The sequence below is a fragment of the Bacillus sp. MN7755 genome (assembly GCF_054771475.1).
Map to the genome: position 1 here is coordinate 262,789 of NZ_BTRL01000013.1, position 18,801 is coordinate 281,589.

The following is an 18,801-nucleotide window of genomic DNA, read 5'->3' on the forward strand; positions in this document are numbered from 1 at the left end:
TAAGGAGAGAGTAATGTGAATTACACAGTATTTCAATGGATAAACAATTTAGCAGGTACATCTGCGCTCTTAGATAAGGTAATGATTGCTATTACAAATAGCGCTGCATATGTGGCTATTCTATTCATGTTTATCTTATGGTTTCATAACGGAAAGAAAGAGAGTGCGATAAGAAAACAATATACAGTGTTGTATACGACACTTTCAGTAATAATTGCATTACTAGTAAATGTTTTTATTCATGTAGTATATTATCATCCACGTCCTTTTGTATCATATGATGTGAATCAATTAGTACCACATGCAGAAAACTCATCCTTTGTTAGTGATCATTCTGTACTTGTATTATCGATTGCATTTATTTTTATTCTTAGAGGAGAAAAGTTAAGATATATTGCACTTTTATGGGCGGTTTTAGTTTGTATATCACGTTTGTATGTAGGTGTTCATTTCCCTTTAGATGTAATGGGTGCAGCTGTAATAACGATTATAACAAGCAGTTTATTGTTGCAGAAAAAACGTATATTTGAACCAATTGCAAAACTTGTTTTCAAGGTGTATGCACTCGTAGCGAAACGAATTCCTTTTTTAGAGAAATATAACCATGTAGCTTAAATTTTATAACTAGCCTTTTATAGATTAGGAAAAAAAATCCCCCTTTGGAAATCCAGAGGAGGATTTTTTTGTTGTATACAAGTGAATAGATTGCTTGCAATAACAATTCGAGTGTTAGGCATTAAGAGGAAAAGAATGAATATTCTTAAATTTAACGTACTGTATTTTAATAAAATAACAATAACTAGTTTCACATTGTTTTAAAGGAATTAATAAGAAAACTTCGAAACATATAGTATCGAAAGCAAAAATTACTTATTTGAAAGCGCATCTGTGCATGTATCAATTAATAAAGAAAGGAGCGAAATATGCATAAACTTCAAACGAATAAAGGCGCGCGGTATTTTATGGTTGCTTTTATTATTTTGTTTCTTACTATGATTTTGCGTATATTTTATATTCAAGCAGTAGGGGTCGTGCATAATGTAAACGTCAAGGATCTTGCAACTGAACAACATAATAAAAATGGTGTTTTGGAAGCAAATCGTGGCACAATATATGACCAAACTGGAAAGGTACTAGTCCAAGATTCCACAACGTATCGTGTTGTTGTGAATTTAAAAGGAACAGATAAAGTGAAAAATAAAGATGAAACCGCAGGGCAATTAGCTGATGCGCTTGAAATTGATAAAGAAGATGTGTTAAAAAATTTTCATGAGGGGCGTACGCAAGTTGAAATTGGAAAAGTTGGTCGGAATTTATCTAGAGAAAAGAAAGAACAAATTAAAAAATTAAAAATCCCGGGTGTATCTTTTATGTCAGAGAAAGCAAGAGTGTATCCGAATGAAGATTTTGCATCTTATATACTTGGTTTTGCTAGACCAGACGATAAAGGAAATACAGAAGGGAATTTTGGACTTGAAAAAAGTTTGGATAAATATTTGCGCTCGACAAATGGGAAAATAGAATATGTAGGAGCACGAAGAGGTATCCCGCTTACAAATGATATAGGGAAAATAGAACCCGCTAAAAATGGAAATAACGTTTACCTTACGCTTGATAAACAAATTAATAGTTTTTTAGAAGAATCGATGAATAAGGCACAAGAGCACTATGATCCTTCCATGTTAGTAGGAATCATAGCTGATCCAAAGACAGGGAAAGTTTTAGCAATGTCTAGTAAACCTAGTTTTAATCCTAATAAAGGCGATATTGAATACTTTTTAAATGATCCAATCGCAAATGCATATGAACCAGGTTCAACAATGAAAATATTTACGTTAGCTGCTGCAATTAATGAAGGTGTATACAACGGGAAAGAATATTTTCAATCCGGAAAATATTCCGTTGGTTCATCGGATATAAAAGATCATAATGGTGGATTTGGATGGGGATCTATTACATTTGATGAAGGCTTTGAAAGATCATCAAACGTAGCTTTTTCTATTTTAGAAGATCAGTTATTAAAACCCGATAAATTTAAGCAATATATGAATAAATTTGGATTTAACCAAAAAACCGGAATAGATTTACCTGGTGAAAGTAAAAATACTTTATTATTAAGTACACAAATTCAACAAGTCACAACTTCTTTTGGACAAGGTTCTACAGTAACTCCTATTCAATTAATCCAAGCTGCTACTGCTATAGCAAATGACGGGAAAATGATGCAACCATATATCGTTGACAAAGTTGTAAATCCAACAAACAAACAAGTTATTATGGAAAATCAACCGAAAGAAATTGGGAATCCGATAAAAAAAGAGACAGCGAACAAGGTAAGAGACTTAATGGAACGTGTTATTACGTCTTCAAAAGGGACTGGTACAATGTATAAAGTGGATGGTTATCCAATTGGAGGTAAGACAGGAACAGCGCAAATTCCGAATCCTGAAAATGGACGATATATGGAAGGGAAAGAAAATTATATTTTTTCATTTTTAGGTATGGCTCCGATTGATGACCCAGAGTTAATTGTATACTTAGCTATTAAGCAGCCAAAGTTAAAGGGAGACGAGTATGGAGCTCAGCCGCTTGCTGAAATATTTAAACCAGTTATCAAAAATAGCCTTGAATATTTAAAAGTGAAACCATTTACAGAACAACAAATGACAGATGCAACGAAACGATCTCAATTAAAAGTACAAAATTATGTCAACCAATCAATAGATGCAGTAGAGAATAGTGTAAAAAAAGAGAAACTCCAGCCGATAATTTTAGGAGAAGAAAAAATCAAAAAACAATATCCGCAGTCTGGTGAAGTAATGAGTGAAGGGGATCGTATATTTTTATTAGGAAGCAACCCCAAAATGCCAAATTTAAAAGGTTGGTCCATGCGTGATGTTATGTATTTCTCTAAACTATTAAAATTAGATTTAAAAACTTCAGGGACAGGCTATGTAACGAGTCAAAGCATTGAAAAGGGACAAGATATACAAGAAGGCGATATATTAGAACTAGAATTAGAACCACCATTACAACCGTTAGCAGAGGCGAATACAAATTAATTTGGGCAATGTAAAGAGTCTATATACAATAGGCTCTTTTTTATAGATGTAAGTAATTTCACGCACCGTAATTTTTAGAAAAAAATAATAAATAAGAGAATTAACAGTGACGTATCATTAAATATCTGATTATTTTTTATTTACAGTTAAAAATAATTGTGATAATATGGAAAAAATAAATGCGGTGAAGAGAAGAGTAAATAAAATGAATTTTTCACAGAGAGCTCCATTTAGCTGAAAAGGAGTAAAAATTCTTTATTGAACCAAGCCTCTGAGCAGCGCATCGGAACCTATTATTAGGGGATGGTGTGACGGGAGCTCCCGTTATAGAGATAAGGTATAAGCATGAATCAAAATGCAGTACCTAATAAGGGTAATATGGTGACATATTAACAAACTAGGGTGGCACCGCGATGATAAATCTCGTCCCTAAGACTAAAAGTCTTGGGGGTGGGATTTTTTTATTGGTTTAAAACAATTTGGAAAGCGGGGCCTAAAATGAAAAACTTACTTAAAAATTGGAAATATCCTTTATTACTACTGTTCGGAGTTGGTATTGCGAATTTAGGGGCATGGATTTACTTAATAGCACTGAATGTACTTGTCTATCATATGGGTGGCTCAGCCTTAGCAGTTGCTACTTTATATGTAATTAAACCATTAGCCGCTTTATTTACAAACGCTTGGTCAGGAAGTATGATTGATCGTTTAAATAAACGGAAGTTAATGATTCACCTCGATATATATCGCGCGGTATTTATCGCTATTTTACCTTTACTTCCATCACTTTGGATGGTTTATGTGTTCGTATTCTTTATAAGTATGGCCAGTGCGATTTATGAACCAACTGCTATGACATATATGACTAAATTAATTCCAGTTGAGAAAAGACAACGTTTCAACTCATTGCGTAGTTTAATAGGATCTGGTGCTTCTGTAATTGGTCCATCGATAGCGGGAGCATTGTTAATAGCAAATACATCAGAGTTTGCTATATATATGAATGCTATAGCATTCCTCTTATCCGGAGTAATTACATTGCTGCTACCTAATCTTGATAAAAAACCTGATATTCATACATCAAATGACAGGTTATCTTTAGCTGTACTAAAAAAAGATTGGAACATCGTTTTAAATTTTAGTAAAAAATCTTTGTATATCGTTTTTGTGTACTTCCTATTCCAAGGGATGATGGTGTTAGTTGCCGCAAATGATTCACTTGAATTGTCATTTGCAAAAGAAGTTTTATTGTTAACAGATAGTGAATATGGCTTTTTAGTTAGTATCGCTGGAGCCGGCTTTATTTTAGGAGCAATAACAAATACAATTTTATCAAAAAAATTAACACCTTCATTTTTAATTGGAATAGGATCATTATTCATCGCAATCGGTTATATAATTTATGCTTTTTCAAATGAGTTTTTAATGGCTGCAATTGGATTCTTTCTTTTATCTTTTTCTATGGCGTATGCAAATACAGGGTTTAACACTTTTTATCAAAATAATGTCCCTGTCCATATAATGGGACGGATTGGGAGCATATATGGCTTATTTATTGCAGGTATCACCATTTTAATTACGATTTTGTTTGGAGTTGCAACCCAATTTATTTCTATACAACTCGTAGTTATTGTAGGATCATTGGTAATGCTACTTATTACTATCATATTGTGTGTGTTTACTTTATTGCCTTCACATTCTAAGGCGTATTCTTCTGAGTCAATACATTCGAAATAGTTTTAGAATTTACGGTGTTATATAGGAGGGTTCCCCCTCCTATATATGGAAATATAAGAAGGGTGAACAATATTGATGAACAAGGGTGATTTTTATAATGAAAACAAAAGATCAAATAGACAACATTGTAAAAGAAATACATCGGCATATAGATTTTTCAGGGGTAATTTTAGTGAAAGAGGAAAAAAGCTTAGTCTATGAAGAGGCGTTTGGTTATGCAAATCGAAATGAATGTATAAACAATACACTACAAACTAGATTCGGAATTGCCTCGGGATGTAAAATCTTCACAGCAATTGGAATCTGTCAACTTGTTGAAAGGGGTATAATTACTTTTCATACAAAGTTAAAAGATTGTTTAAATATTGAATTCCCAAATTTCAATGAAGATATTACAATACATCACCTTCTGATGCATAGTTCGGGTATTCCAGATTATTTTGATGAAAGTATTTTGGATAACTTTGAGGATCTTTGGAAAGAAACTCCTATGTATCTATTAAAAAGTTTAAAAGACTTTTTACCATTATTTCAAAACAGAGATATGATGTTTGCACCAGGAAGTAAGTTTCACTACAATAATGCAGGGTTTATCATACTTGGATTAATAATCGAAGAACAGACAGAACTTACATTTACGGAGTATATAGAAAAAAACATATTTAAACCAATCGATATGAATGATTCTGGCTATTTTTCTTTAGATAGATTACCAAGACACACAGCAATTGGATATATACAAGATGAAATTAGCCAGACATGGAGAACAAATGCTTACTCTATTCCGATAAAAGGTGGTTCTGATGGTGGAGCCTTTATTACTGCGCCAGACATGCTGAAGTTCTGGGAAGCGTTATTTAACTATGAAATCATAAGCCGAGAATATACAAAAATACTTTTAACTCCTCACATTCAAGTAAATAAGAATCAGTCTTACGGCTATGGAGTATGGATTGAAACAAGAGAAAACAAGGTATTTAAATATCATGTAATGGGATATGATCCAGGCGTCAGTTTTCGCTCAGCCGTATATCCAGACTTAGGAATTACATTAGTTATTCCGTCAAATAAAGGGGCGGGACCCGAAAAATTAATGAAAGAAATAGAAGGAGCTTTTTAATTATATGGATATAGAAATTAGAGCGTATAAAAAAGAGGATGAAACCGGTTGGGTACGTTGTCGTGTGTTATCTTTTTTAGATACAGCTTATTACGATAATGTGTTTAGAGAGAAAGAAAAATATGAACATCCTGCTATTGAATTAGTAGCTGTATATGAAAATCAAATTGTGGGTTTAATAGATATCGAATATGAATTAGAAGAACGTACAGTTTGTTCAAGAGGAACTGGCCTTGGCGATATGATTTGGCATATTGCAGTTCATCCGGATTTTCGTAGAAGGACAATTGGTGATCAACTATTATATAAAGCAGAAAAGTTAGTAAAAGAACATAACCTAAATCGCCTGGAAGCATGGACTAGGGACAATTGATGGGTTCATGGATGGTATGAAAAGAACGGATTTGTAAACGTAGACTCCTATTTACACGTATATAGCGATCATACTGACGAGATGAAAGGTGTAATGAAAAGTAATATAGATCAGTTATATCCAGTTCAAACATTTGCTCATTATACAGGTGAAAATAAAGAAGACATAAGAAAACAATTTAAACGGGTTCATGATTGTTTTTGTTTTGAAAAGTATTTTAGTTAACAATTCATACGGGTTAAAGGATATATTTGTTTTGAATAAAGATGATAGCAGACGTACGAGTCAAAAATACGTCTGTTTACTTTTGTAAATAATACTAATAACTATTACATTATGTAACGTAATTAATAGATGGTAGTATAATCGAAAAATATATAATAAATTAACAAAAAAGTGTAAATACATTCATCACTTGTTTATCAATGCTGTGAACGGTAATACTAAATAACATTGAACTTTTATAACAAGGGATGATAATATGATATTCATTTACACAGATTTCGGCGGAACACATTCAACTGCACTCGCTGCAGCTTATCATTTAAATAAATTACCAACGGATCGCAAGCTAACAAAAGAAGAAATATTAAATGTAGAATACTTTAATAAATTGAAAACTGAAGATATGGGGAAAATTATTTTTCATGGAATAGATGAAAATGGTAACCCGGTTTATACAATTGGATGCGGCGCATCAAAAGTCGTTGTACCTGCGATGAAGCATTTAGGAGAAATTCTGCAAAAGCATTATCAAAGTCATGAAAAGATTATTCTTTCTAATACATCACCAACAGTGCCTTTACCAATGACTTTTGGCGGTCTGTTTTCTAGAAGATTTCATATTGACTTTATTGGTGTACCACTACTTGTATGGGGAGCAAAACTTAGTTGTGATAATGTACAAAGACTTGTTAGTTATACGAAAGAAGCCGGACGATTAACAAATGATTATGTTGTGATTTTAGATAATGAAACTTTTAAATAATGTATGATAAAAAGAAAATCGAGCAAATTTCTTGATTTTCTTTTTAATTTGTGAAAAAGACAAGAAATATTCACATTTATCAGCTATCTACTATAGCCAAAACAATAAAGTCCTGTTACTATTACAGGGATATTCTCTTTTCATAACATAAATATATAGAAAAATTAGAAAAGAGGAATTGAATTAAGGGAGGAACAACATGAAGCGTGTTGCTTGGATTACTGATAGTACAACTGCGAGTTTTACAACAGAAGGAGATAACTTTGTTATCCCAATTGAAGTTATTATTGATGGTGTGTCGTACAAAGATTGTGAAGAAGGTGTGCGTGAGCGCGTTTATAATGCTTTGGACGAAGGTAAAACTGTCACTACATCACAGCCTAACATAGGGGAAATGGTAGATTTATTTTCGAAGTGCAAAGAAGAATATGAAGAGGGATTTGCAGTTGCTATTAGCGGAAAAGTAAGTGGAACCTATCAAAATATGAAATTAGCTGCAGAAATGGCAGGTTTCCCATTAACGGTATTAGATAGTGAAACAACAAGCTATCCAATGGATGAACTAATTAGAAAAGCGAAATCGTTATACAATGATGGTATGACTTTACAAGATATACACAAAACATTAGTAGATGAAAAAAGAAGACCTTTCCACGTATTCCCGAAAAGTTTAAAAGGCCTTTATGCAAGTGGACGTGTAAAGGGAGTTCAATTTTTACTTGGAAGTTTATTAAGTGTCAACTTAATATTAGAAGTAAAAGGTGGAGAACTTTTACTTGAAAAGAAAGTTCGCAAAATCCAAAAATGTCGAGAATACATTAAAAATGAACTTGAAAAAGAGTTACCAAGAGTACTTCATATGTTCCATGCTAACGATAAAGATGGAGCTGAAGAATGGATTACAGATATTAAAAAATCATTCCCAGAAATGGATTTTAAACTGTATCCATTACCAATTTCATTTGCGGTTCATGCAGGTGAAGGTACAATAGCAATTAGTTATTAAGAAGAAAACCCGTGAATAATTCGCGGGTTTTTTTATTTAAAAATGGTGCACACCACGCCGCCATCAGGTGGAAGTTTTATAGCGCTTTAGAACGAAATTTGTGTTAACTCGAAACAAAAATTTTATTTTATCGCTTTAGGGAGCAACCACAATCCCTTGACTTGATTTGAAATTAAAAATATAACCCTTTGCCTACTGGTTGAACAGTTTCTAGTACAATATCAACCATTTCTTGATTAATTAGGGTTCTTATAATCCAAGCTGAGAGTTCTTGAGCAGCAAAACAACCCGCAGCAGTTGAAATATTTCCTTCATTTACGAAACTTTTTTCAATAACGTCTACACCAAATTCTTTAAGTTGTTCTACTGCGGATGGATATGTAGTTGCTTTTTTGCCAGTTAACAATTTTTTAGCTCCTAATAGTAGTGAACCAGAACACATAGATCCTATTAATTGTCTTTGAGGATTTACATGAATGCTATGAAGATATTCTTGATTCTTATATAAATCTTGTACACCCTTACCACTTGCAAATATTACAGCGTCAGCAGATGGAATATCAGATAGGCTTCCTGTCATCGGAATACGCAAACCAGACATGGAAATATGAGTTTTTTCCGTTCCTAATAGTTGGACATTCCAATCAGAAATACCGCCAACTAAACGTACACGATTTAATAAATCCCATGGTAGAAAAACATCTATATCAGTAAAGTTATCGAAACAGACTATTGCAATTTTCATTTTCTACTCCCCCATTCCTGTTGTTAACGTTACCAATTAAATTTTCTAACAAAAAATTGCTTTAACAACTGATTCTAACTCCATATGTATGTCCCTTTATTTACAATATAAACTTCTCCTTTTTATGTTCTATATTAAGTTATAAATCCCTGTATATTCCATGCGTATGAAAGGGGTGTTAGCGATTTTTTGTACAAAACCAAGATCTGTAGCAATAACTTGTAAGGTATTGGGGATGAGAATCTTTAAAATTCTAAAGGAAATCACACATACAAATAGAAATAAAACCGTCATCCTTCTTATAAATTTACAGATAGAAACACATTTTTCTTTTTTAGGGGGGGCTTTGTTTCATTAGCTTACTAATATATTTATAAATTGCCAGCAATCAATAAATCATATGATTTTTATAATTTTTGTAAAATAATTTTGACGTATTTATTTTTTCAATATAAAATAATATTCGTTCATCCAAATTTAACCAACAGCATATAAAAGATATATCTTTTTATATGCATAGGTATGTATCTTTTTAGTTTTAAGGGGGAAGGGTTAAAATGAAAGTAAAGAAACTAGTTACGCTTGCAGTACCATTTATGCTATTAGTAGGTTGTGGATCTGAGAAAACAGATGCAAAGCCGAAAGAAAAAGTGGAATCAAAAGCAGAAACAAAAGAGAAGTTATCGAAAGACAAGTATCCTGATCGAATAACAGCTATATCTACCGAATTCTTGCAGAAAGTCACTGAAATGTCTGAAACAGCAAAGGATAGAACAACCAGTGATAATGAAGTATCTAAGAAAATATTAGCACAAGTAAAGGATATACAGAAAATCATTAAGAAGTTTGATACTATTGAACCGCCAGTAGAGTATCGAGATGCCCATAAAGACATATTAAAAGCAGTAGATTGTTATAAAGAAGCATATTCGATTCAAGAAGAAATATTAACATCAGACAAGAAAGCAGACGAGAAAGAACTTAAGGATAAAGCAGTAAAGTCAAAAGACTTACTAAAAAAAGGTTCTGAACTTTGGGTATTTGGTTACAAGCCAATTCAAGATGCGATAGTAGGTAAAACGAATGAAATTAAGGATAACTCTGACTCTAAAACTGATAGTCTTTCAACTTCTGATACTTCTACTCTTAGTAATAAAGATGTGCAACTATCAATAAGTGGTAAAGAGTTAGTAGGGGAATGGGGCAGCTATGAAGGTTCTGAATTCATCAAAGCAGTTGAGTTTCTTGAGGATGGTACATATATCGCTTATGATGACAAAGGTAAAACACCCTATGAGCAAAACCATATGGAAGGAAGCTGGTTCTACACTCAAGAAAAAAACCAAGTATCTTTAACGGCGAAAGAAGTTGTAAAAAACGGGAAGAAGATTGATACAAGCCAGTTAAAAGTAGCAGTAGACTACAAGGTTGATTCCTTTAAAGACGATTCGTTCAAGATGACAGACGCAAAGGGAAACAGTCTACAAGCAGAAAAACGTAAGTAATTCATGCAAAGTATGTATGCTATTTGATTTTAATTCATTCAAAAAAGACATTTACTTTTTCAGTAAGTGCCTTTTTTATATCAAAGAAACAAATCCTCTTTCTCTTTAATTCATTAAGCTTAAATAACTTTGAACAATATTATGTCCTATCCCCTTTAATATTTGTAACCTTGCCATTTTAGCACCTCGTGTACATTTTGTTTAAAATATTTTATGCTACCTGTCCGTTTTTTATATTCAACTGCTGTTGTTAGGTGGAGAGTATTCTAAATAAGGAGGTTGCGATGCAAATGGCTAATTTTTACCGTCTCTAATTCTATTCCCCGTATGTATTCGAGTCGGTCTATTACTTTCAGAAATGTTTCGGGTGAAGGATTACTCGTAGTACACAAGATTTATTTGAATTAATCGATAACATATGGAGTAAAAAGGCAAATTTAAAATCCTTAAAAGATACATGACTGGATTTATCAGAAGATAATCCCTACAGCCAATTCTTAATTACGGTTATGGCAGGTGTAAATCAATTAGAACGTGATCTTATCCGTATGCGGCAGCGTGAAGGAATTGAACTGGCTAAGAAAGAAGGAAAGTTTAAAGGTCGGTTAAAGAAGTACCATAAAAATTATGCAGGAATGAATTATGCAGTAAAGCTTTATAAAGAGGGAGATATGACTGTAAATCAAATTTGTGAAATTACAAATGTGTCTAGGGCCTCATTATATAGAAAGCTATCGGAAAGGAACAGTTGATGAGTTATACCAAAAATAGGAAATGTATAATAGGAAATAAGTTTCATATAGAGGTGGAATTATATGCCTAAAATTGACAATATGTTAGCAATTCTATGGATGCTTCGTTCAGGTAAAAAAATTACTGCAAAACAAATTTCAGAAAAGTTAGAGATGAATATAAGGACTGTGTATCGTTATATTGATACAATTTCAACTAGTGGCGTACCTATAATTTCAGAACCAGGACATAACGGTGGATACACTTTATTGAATAATTTTATTGAGGCTCCTCTTTTTTTTGATTTTGAGGAGCAAACCTCACTATTTCACGCTGCTGTTTTTGCAGAAGAAGCCGGATATTATGGAGGTGAAGCACTAAATAGGGCCATTTCAAAACTAAGTAAATACTCAAATCAAGAGCAGGAAACAAAGATAAACCAACATTTAACTAGTCTTGAAGTAATAAGTCGATTAAGTTCACTCTCTATAGAACCTTTTTTGAAGGAGTTGGAGCAGGCCGTAGCTGACGGGTACTCAGTAAAAATTATTTACCATAAAAGTGGCGAAAAGCAATTAAATTATAGATTGGTCGATCCATACAGAATTATCTATTGGAATAATAAATGGTATGTGATTGGATTTTGTCATCTTAGGAATGATATTCGTAATTTTAGAGTAGATCGAATTGAAAGTTTAACGCTAACCGAAAATAAGTTTAACCGGCCAGAAAATTTTTCAGCACGTGACTTTTTTATAAAAAGTCTTCTTCCAACTATAGAAGATAAGGAAGGTATTATTTCTTTGGTTATTAATGGGGATAAAAGTGTATTGGCTGATATTTGCCAACATTGGTTTTTAGGAAATTATTTACAAGAACGAACTTCAAATCAAGCAGTTTTTCTTCTTGATAAAGATATGATACATAAATATGTACCTTATTTACTTTTACCGTACAATAAATCCATTAAAGTTATTGAGCCAATAAGTCTTAAAAAAAGGCTTATTGAAGTTCTGTCGGAATTAATAAAATTTCATCAAGTATAATAACTTCCCTGACGCTAACTGTCAGGGAAGTTATATTATAATAGCTATACAAATTGTGATTGGAGTGTTATTGGATGCAAACAAAAAAAGCGTTTCTATATGTATTTAATACAATGTCGGACTGGGAATATGGATATTTAATTGCTGAACTAAACTCAGGAAGATATTTCAAAAAAGATTTAGCACCTTTAAAAGTAATTACAGTAGGAGCTAATAAAGAAATGATTACTACTATGGGAGGACTGGGCATAAAACCAGATATTTCCCTTGATGAATGTACTCTTGAGAGTAAAGATCTTTTAATTTTACCAGGTGGGACTACTTGGAGTGAAGAAATTCATCAACCTATCTTGGAAAGAATTGACCAAGCTTTAAAGCTTGGCACTATTGTTGCTGCAATTTGTGGCGCAACTGATGCCCTCGCGAATATGGGATACTTGAATACTAGAAAGCATACAAGTAATAACTTAGAATATACTAAAATGGTATGTCCTAACTATAAAGGAGAAAAGTTCTATGAGTTGGGATCTGCGGTATCTGATGCGAATTTAGTTACTGCATCAGGAATAGCTCCTCTGGAATTTGCAATGGAGGTACTGAAAAAAATAGATGTATTTACACCAGATGCATTACATTCATGGTATAATCTAAATAAGACTCATAAACATGAATACTTCTTCCAGTTAATGAATTCATTAAATAAATGAAATAAATAAAAAGCTCAATTTCTCTATTTTGATTTGTAGAGAAGTTGGGCTTTTTAATTTGGAAATCCTTTATCGTTGTAAATCCGCATTTTCCTGACGCTACCCCTATGTAATCTTCTACAGAATCCTACTCTAATAGTTCAATAAAGTAATCCTATTCTGTCCACTTATAGGTACATTTCATTAAATAGAAAGTAATAAATCTATTGAGGTTTAATAATTTTGATACTCATAATTTGACATGCATAAAACCAAAATTTACATGTTATATTATTAGGCACACCAATATAAATAATACCATTTTTTCATTCCGTAAATAATGTTGATAAAAAAGGTGAAAGGATTTTTAAAGATAAAAATAGAAATCTATATAAAAAAATATTTAAATGGTAGGGATATTATGAAAATCGGTAAGTTTGGAGAAGTAAATAACATAAGTATTGATACGATTAGACATTATATGGATCTCAGTCTCATTATTCCTGAAAAAAAGGGAGGACACTATTTTTTTGATGAGTATTGTCAAACAGATTTAGAACTTATTTTACATTACAAAGATCTAGGATTTAGCTTGAATGAAATTAAAGGACTATTTTTTTATAAAAATTTAGCGAAATCTATGAATTACGAAAAAGATACTTTTTACCAATCTTTATTTAAACTGAAATATGACAAGATGGAACAGGAAATAGAAATTTTGGAGAAGAAACGGGATAAATTAAAGAGAGTGTTACATGATTTATCATTAACAAATGAAACTTCTAATTCAATTATAGGGATAGATTTAAGTGTATTACATTTACTTACATGTTCTAAGTGTAGCAAAAAACTAATTCTTCAAGATGGAATAATTAATAACAATCAAATTACAGAGGGGAAGTTAATTTGTAATTGTGGTAAAGAATACAATATTATTTCAGGAATTATAACTGCTGATAAATTATTCAAAGCAAATGAGCAAACGTCACTTGAAGATACTATTTCGGATTATATTTATGAAACTGATAATGCATATTTGGAAAATATGCATAGAGAAGGTGAATGGGCGAAAAAGAAACTAATAGAATTAGATTTAAATAACAAATTAATACTGGATATAGGTTCGGGACTTGGATTCTTTTTGAGAAACATTTATGAAGAACTACCAGAAGATTGCCTATACATTGCAGTGGATCGAGATTTCAATAAACTTATATTTTTAAAAGATGTAATAGCGAGAAGAAATCCGAGAAGAAATATTCTCTTTATCTGTGCGGATTTTTTGAACATCCCTATTCAAAATCGGTCTGTTGATATTGTAATTGATCACTCTGGTACAAGCAATTATAGTTTTGAGCATGAGAATTTTTTACTTCACGAATTAAATCCGCTTTTTAAAACGGATTGTTATTTATTAAGTTTATTTATTTTATTTAAAAATTTCAGCTCAAATAGCCAAATTACAAATAACTTTCGGGCAAATTTTACAATTTCAAAAGTAACGAAAGAAATTCAAAATCTACAGTTTCAATCGATTGATGAAAGTACTTCAAATTATTTGAAACGAGGCGGAAAGTACGAGAATTTCTTTGTTCAAGGAGAAGAAATTTATACATATTCATTTTTCGGAAAAAGATGGGGTTAACCCCATCTTTTATTTATTTTCCCTTAAAACTATTCAAATAGTACATATTGCGATTGGGTTGACCCAAGAACTTACAATGTACGTAACACAAATTAGGCAGGGGGAAAAGTTATGGCAAGTTTACAATTACATATAGAAAATAAAAAAAGCAACCAAGAACGAAGAAATATTTGTTTATATTCAATTGCAAAAACAATATCAATATCCGGTAGCTCTATTTATAGTTTCGCATTAGGATTATATGTTTTACAAATAACTGGATCTGCTTTAAATTTCGCGACTACGCTTATTTTAGGAACGATTCCTATGATTGTTATGAATCCATTTGCAGGTGTAATTGCTGATAAGATTGATAAAAAGAAACTCGTCGTTTGTATGGATGTACTAAGCGGATGCTTATTAATAACGGTTTATATATTAAACAGCTATTATGGGTTAAACTTATTCATCATTTATACTACTACCTTTCTTATGACAGTATTTACAACATTTTTTGGAATAGGATTAGAGGCTGCAAAACCAAATATCGTCTCTAAAGAGAGACTAATGAGTCTTAACTCTATAAGTAAAATTATCGACTCTATATCTTTAATTCTAGGGCCTATGTTAGGGGGCTTTGTTTTTGCAGTCTTTGATATGAAAACTTTTATAATGATTAACGGTATTTCATTTATCCTTTCTGCTATATCCATATTGTTTATAAACTTTAAGTTGTGCGAGCAATACATAAATGAGGAATGTTCAATTAGAGAAATTAATTTTATTAAAGATATAAAGGAGGGATACACTTACTTAATGGAGCGGGAAAGCTTAAAAAATACGTTTAGTATTTTAATTTCACTTAATTTTTTCCTAGGATTTGCTGTAACTGTTCCATTGCCATACATTATTAATACAGTTCTCAATCTTAGTTCTAAACAATTTGGTATGATTCAAGGGACTTTTCCGATAGGTATGATAGTTGGTGCAATATTAGTAAAAAAGATAACTGATCGTTTTTCTTATTCCTATCTATTGAAAAAAATAAGTTTTATGCTGGCAATTTTTATGATAGTTTCAGGTGTCCCTGTTCTATTTAAAAGTATTGAAGTGAATAATATTGTATTTGTTACTATGTATTGCGCTATTATGTTCTTTTTAGGGCTAATGATAGCATTAATCGATATCCCTTTAATTTATTTTATGCAAAAAGAGATTCCAGATGAATATAGGGGAAGAGTGCTTAGTATTGGATTAAGTATAGGTAAAATGATGCAGCCGATAGCACTCGCATTATCAGGTCTATTATTAAATCATATTCCAGCCTACACGCTTCCAATTGGAGGAGGGATCGTATTTCTTATTTTGAATAAGGCTTACTCAAATAAGTTGAATTTAGAAATCCATTCAAAAGGTTATAGTGTTGAAGGTAATTAAATAATATCGAAATAGCGCAGGATCATTATCCTGCGCTTAGCTATCGTAATTCTGCTGTTTTTCTAATAACAATCTTATCAATATCATCTTCTTCATCACCAATAAATAACCCGCGTTCTTTTAAATACGCCTCAAAATATAAATCTGCTTCTGCACGTTCATCATATGGTTTTACAGATAGAACGAAACCTAATTTGTTTTGTTCCTCTAAATGAGAAGTGGAGATATAGGCTGGAACATTATGACGTAAAAAGAGTTCTTTAACTGGAATAATCATATCTTTCATTAATTTTGTTAACATACCCATTTCAAATTCGAAATTAAAACGATCTATACTACATAAATCGGCGAATACTACACCGATAAAACCAGTATTAAATACTTCTTGATATTCTACGTCTTCGTCATGATTACCGTAAAAATTCTTTTCGATTAAATAATTTACAAAATAAGCAACACCGTCACTTTGTTCAAATGGTTTCGTTGAAAGAACAAAGCCGATTTTCTTTTGTTTATGTAAATACACACATGACATATATGCTGAAATATTATGTTCTTTAAATAGAGAACTTGTTGCCCCAGAGAGAGCATCTAGTACGTGATGAACAATTTGAAGTTTTTTACGGGCGAAATAATAGGATTTCTTTTGTAACTCCAATGTATCAATAAAGACAGAGCCGATAAAGCCTGTATTTGAAATAATAGGTGTTTGCTTTTTTCTTCCTCTGCGCTTTGCTTGAGCCATTGTAAAAATCATCCCTTCATGTACAATTAAAATTAAAAGAACGTTTGTTCGTATATTTATATTTTACTATTAAAACGCTCTAAAGTAAAGGGTTTTTGACGAAAAAACAATAAAAAAGACACCTGTAAAAGGTGCCTTAAACGCTGTAGGGAAGAGGGTTCATCCCAATTATTTATATTATGATACAGAAACAATCTCTTCTGTATCTTCTACATCTAAATGACAGTCCATTGTACGAACATCTTGATCTTCATGACTTCCGAAATAAATAGTAATTTTCATATGTATCGCTCCTTTATTCTAGGAATACCTAAAATAATTACTAGTAATGTTAATATTTATTATATACCACTTTTTTCATTCCGACAACGTTATATCATTTTTTATTCTTTTAGGGTGCAAAGAGTGATTTAAAGAAATATTTTTATAGAAATAGGTACATTTCTTATATCTTATATTTAATACGGGAGGATTCGAATACGAATTTTTATGAAAGGAGCAAAATGAATGAATTATAAAAAGTTGCTTTTACATTAATTATTATAATCTTAAACTATAATGGTGTAATGATTACTGAACCAATACAAGTACCCACCAGTAAGAAAATGATAGTTCGTCATCCAGATGGTAACATCATTGTATACATAGAACTGAAATTGAAATGAAATATGATAAAGAAATTAAAAAGAATCCAATAAACATATTGGATTCTTTTTGTTAGTTTAATGAACCAAACGTGAAAGAATATGATATTGAGTGTTATTTTTCATAAGATTAGTTAGAAAGTAACGAAAATGTAATGAATTTTAACTACGCTTTTTATATTTTTTTGATACACTGACTACGAGAGGAATACCGATTAATGTCGGCAAAAACCAAAACCATATAGGCGGTAGTAAATTAATAATAGGAATATGAATACCGATGTTTACTAATAGTGCGGTAACAGCACCAATATAAGAGCCTAACATACCTCTAATATGGTGATGGAGCCAATTTTTCCAACGCTTTTTTCTTGCAAGGTAACCATAAATCGCAAATGCATAAGATAAAATTGCAACATAAAATAAATATGCAATTTTATCCCAGTTTATAATGGATAATATAATTGCAGTAATGGTGATGACAACGTAGGATGCATGATATATTTCGCCCCATTCCGTATGTTTTCCTTTCTTCTTTTGAGTAACCATTGCTACAATACCGGTGATTAAGCATATTGTTCCAAATAATATGTGAATGGTTAAAAGAATGTTAAAAATGCTCATAATAATTCCTCCTTTTTTATTTTTATAGTATTGCAATGTGGGAGAAAAGTTGAAACATATTGTTTATTCACCTTAATATATTGAAGTAAAGGTACTCCTAGAACGAGTTTAAACGGACAAATTTTTAGTGAGTCAAGTATTACGTGAAATGAAGGAGAGACTTCCATGTTTACATCTATTACATATTTACAATCAGGGAATGCCAAGCAACAAAAGGTATATGATGTTTTGAATAAATTAAACATAATGGAGGATTTAGTTTTGTATAGTCCCGTTCTTTGCGGGACAATCCCTATAAGAGTTGATACTCTTCAATCTGACTTAGATATAGTAATGGAAGTACATAACTTTGATGTTTTTGAACAGGAAATGAGATCTTTATATGGTTCTTATGAAGGATTCAAAATAAAACAGAAAAAAATTAAAAATACAGAATCGATAAAAGTAAATTTTGAATTTGAAGGCTTTGAATTTGAATTATTCGCTCAGCCTAAGCCAGTGCGTAATCAAAATGCATATAGACATATGATAGTAGAGCACATGCTATTAATGGAGCATCCACATATAAGGGAAGAAGTAATTCATTTAAAAGAAAAAGGTTTAAAAACAGAACCTGCTTTTGCTCAAGTATTACACATTGACGGAGATCCTTATGAAGAACTGATTTTATTGGGGCAGGAAATGAGATTGTGGTAAATAAAATACACAAAAACTCCTCTATAGAAAA

General features: G+C 31.7%; 15 protein-coding genes, 2 pseudogenes and 1 other annotated feature. Of the genes and pseudogenes, 14 read left to right on the top strand and 3 right to left on the bottom strand.

Going from position 1 to position 18,801, the window contains the following annotated elements; all coding sequences use genetic code 11:
* The first annotated feature begins 15 nt into the window (after positions 1-15).
* From ACYVEC_RS16255 to ACYVEC_RS16285, 7 genes and pseudogenes are all read left to right on the top strand, one after another.
* Positions 16-615, top strand: a complete 600-nt coding sequence (locus ACYVEC_RS16255; RefSeq protein WP_063223494.1) for an undecaprenyl-diphosphatase — start codon at positions 16-18, stop codon at positions 613-615.
* Between the two features lie 308 nt (positions 616-923).
* Positions 924-3,062 carry a penicillin-binding protein gene (locus tag ACYVEC_RS16260; protein WP_460507276.1) on the top strand — a complete coding sequence of 713 codons (2,139 nt, stop codon included), beginning with the start codon at positions 924-926 and terminating at the stop codon, positions 3,060-3,062.
* 175 nt (positions 3,063-3,237) lie between these two features.
* Positions 3,238-3,496, top strand: a binding site (T-box leader).
* A 64-nt stretch (positions 3,497-3,560) separates the two neighbouring features.
* On the top strand, positions 3,561-4,799 hold the full coding sequence (locus ACYVEC_RS16265) for an MFS transporter (RefSeq protein ID WP_063223523.1): 1,239 nt from the start codon (positions 3,561-3,563) through the stop codon (positions 4,797-4,799).
* A 97-nt stretch (positions 4,800-4,896) separates the two neighbouring features.
* Positions 4,897-5,919 (top strand): serine hydrolase domain-containing protein, encoded by a 1,023-nt coding sequence (locus ACYVEC_RS16270; RefSeq protein WP_460507279.1) that lies wholly within the window; start codon positions 4,897-4,899, stop codon positions 5,917-5,919.
* 4 nt (positions 5,920-5,923) lie between these two features.
* Positions 5,924-6,517, top strand: a pseudogene (locus ACYVEC_RS16275) (GNAT family N-acetyltransferase).
* Positions 6,518-6,773: 256 nt separating this feature from the next.
* A complete protein-coding gene (locus tag ACYVEC_RS16280; RefSeq protein WP_063223491.1) occupies positions 6,774-7,280 on the top strand; it encodes a DUF3189 family protein in 507 nt (168 codons plus the stop codon).
* Positions 7,281-7,479: 199 nt separating this feature from the next.
* Positions 7,480-8,286 carry a DegV family protein gene (locus ACYVEC_RS16285; RefSeq protein ID WP_063223490.1) on the top strand — a complete coding sequence of 269 codons (807 nt, stop codon included), beginning with the start codon at positions 7,480-7,482 and terminating at the stop codon, positions 8,284-8,286.
* Between the two features lie 172 nt (positions 8,287-8,458).
* Here ACYVEC_RS16285 and ACYVEC_RS16290 read toward each other — a convergent pair whose 3' ends face one another.
* Entirely contained in the window at positions 8,459-9,031 is a 573-nt protein-coding gene (locus ACYVEC_RS16290) for a DJ-1/PfpI family protein (RefSeq protein WP_098557408.1), read from the bottom strand.
* Positions 9,032-9,588: 557 nt separating this feature from the next.
* On the opposite strand from ACYVEC_RS16290, the gene ACYVEC_RS16295 reads away from it, so the two are divergent.
* From ACYVEC_RS16295 to ACYVEC_RS16320, 6 genes and pseudogenes are all read left to right on the top strand, one after another.
* A complete protein-coding gene (locus ACYVEC_RS16295) occupies positions 9,589-10,536 on the top strand; it encodes a DUF7018 domain-containing (lipo)protein (protein WP_460507284.1) in 948 nt (315 codons plus the stop codon).
* A gap of 371 nt (positions 10,537-10,907) precedes the next feature.
* A pseudogene (locus ACYVEC_RS16300) lies at positions 10,908-11,288 on the top strand (helix-turn-helix domain-containing protein); the annotation flags it as partial.
* A 63-nt stretch (positions 11,289-11,351) separates the two neighbouring features.
* Positions 11,352-12,314, top strand: a complete 963-nt coding sequence (locus ACYVEC_RS16305; protein ID WP_063223487.1) for a helix-turn-helix transcriptional regulator — start codon at positions 11,352-11,354, stop codon at positions 12,312-12,314.
* A gap of 74 nt (positions 12,315-12,388) precedes the next feature.
* On the top strand, positions 12,389-13,021 hold the full coding sequence (locus ACYVEC_RS16310) for a type 1 glutamine amidotransferase family protein (protein WP_336448547.1): 633 nt from the start codon (positions 12,389-12,391) through the stop codon (positions 13,019-13,021).
* 400 nt (positions 13,022-13,421) lie between these two features.
* Entirely contained in the window at positions 13,422-14,645 is a 1,224-nt protein-coding gene (locus ACYVEC_RS16315; protein WP_063223485.1) for a methyltransferase domain-containing protein, read from the top strand.
* A 111-nt stretch (positions 14,646-14,756) separates the two neighbouring features.
* Positions 14,757-16,061 carry an MFS transporter gene (locus ACYVEC_RS16320; protein ID WP_063223484.1) on the top strand — a complete coding sequence of 435 codons (1,305 nt, stop codon included), beginning with the start codon at positions 14,757-14,759 and terminating at the stop codon, positions 16,059-16,061.
* Between the two features lie 40 nt (positions 16,062-16,101).
* Here the strand turns inward: ACYVEC_RS16320 and ACYVEC_RS16325 are convergent, their stop codons facing one another.
* Together ACYVEC_RS16325 and ACYVEC_RS16330 are read right to left on the bottom strand one after the other, a co-directional pair.
* A complete protein-coding gene (locus tag ACYVEC_RS16325; RefSeq protein WP_142332805.1) occupies positions 16,102-16,818 on the bottom strand; it encodes a hypothetical protein in 717 nt (238 codons plus the stop codon).
* A gap of 794 nt (positions 16,819-17,612) precedes the next feature.
* The gene (locus tag ACYVEC_RS16330) at positions 17,613-18,074 is read right to left on the bottom strand and encodes a DUF2306 domain-containing protein (protein ID WP_063223482.1); all 462 of its coding nucleotides are present in this window, start codon (positions 18,072-18,074) and stop codon (positions 17,613-17,615) included.
* A gap of 165 nt (positions 18,075-18,239) precedes the next feature.
* Here ACYVEC_RS16330 and ACYVEC_RS16335 point away from each other — a divergent pair, with 165 nt between their 5' ends.
* Positions 18,240-18,770 carry a DUF4269 domain-containing protein gene (locus ACYVEC_RS16335; protein WP_063223481.1) on the top strand — a complete coding sequence of 177 codons (531 nt, stop codon included), beginning with the start codon at positions 18,240-18,242 and terminating at the stop codon, positions 18,768-18,770.
* The last annotated feature ends 31 nt before the right edge of the window (positions 18,771-18,801 follow it).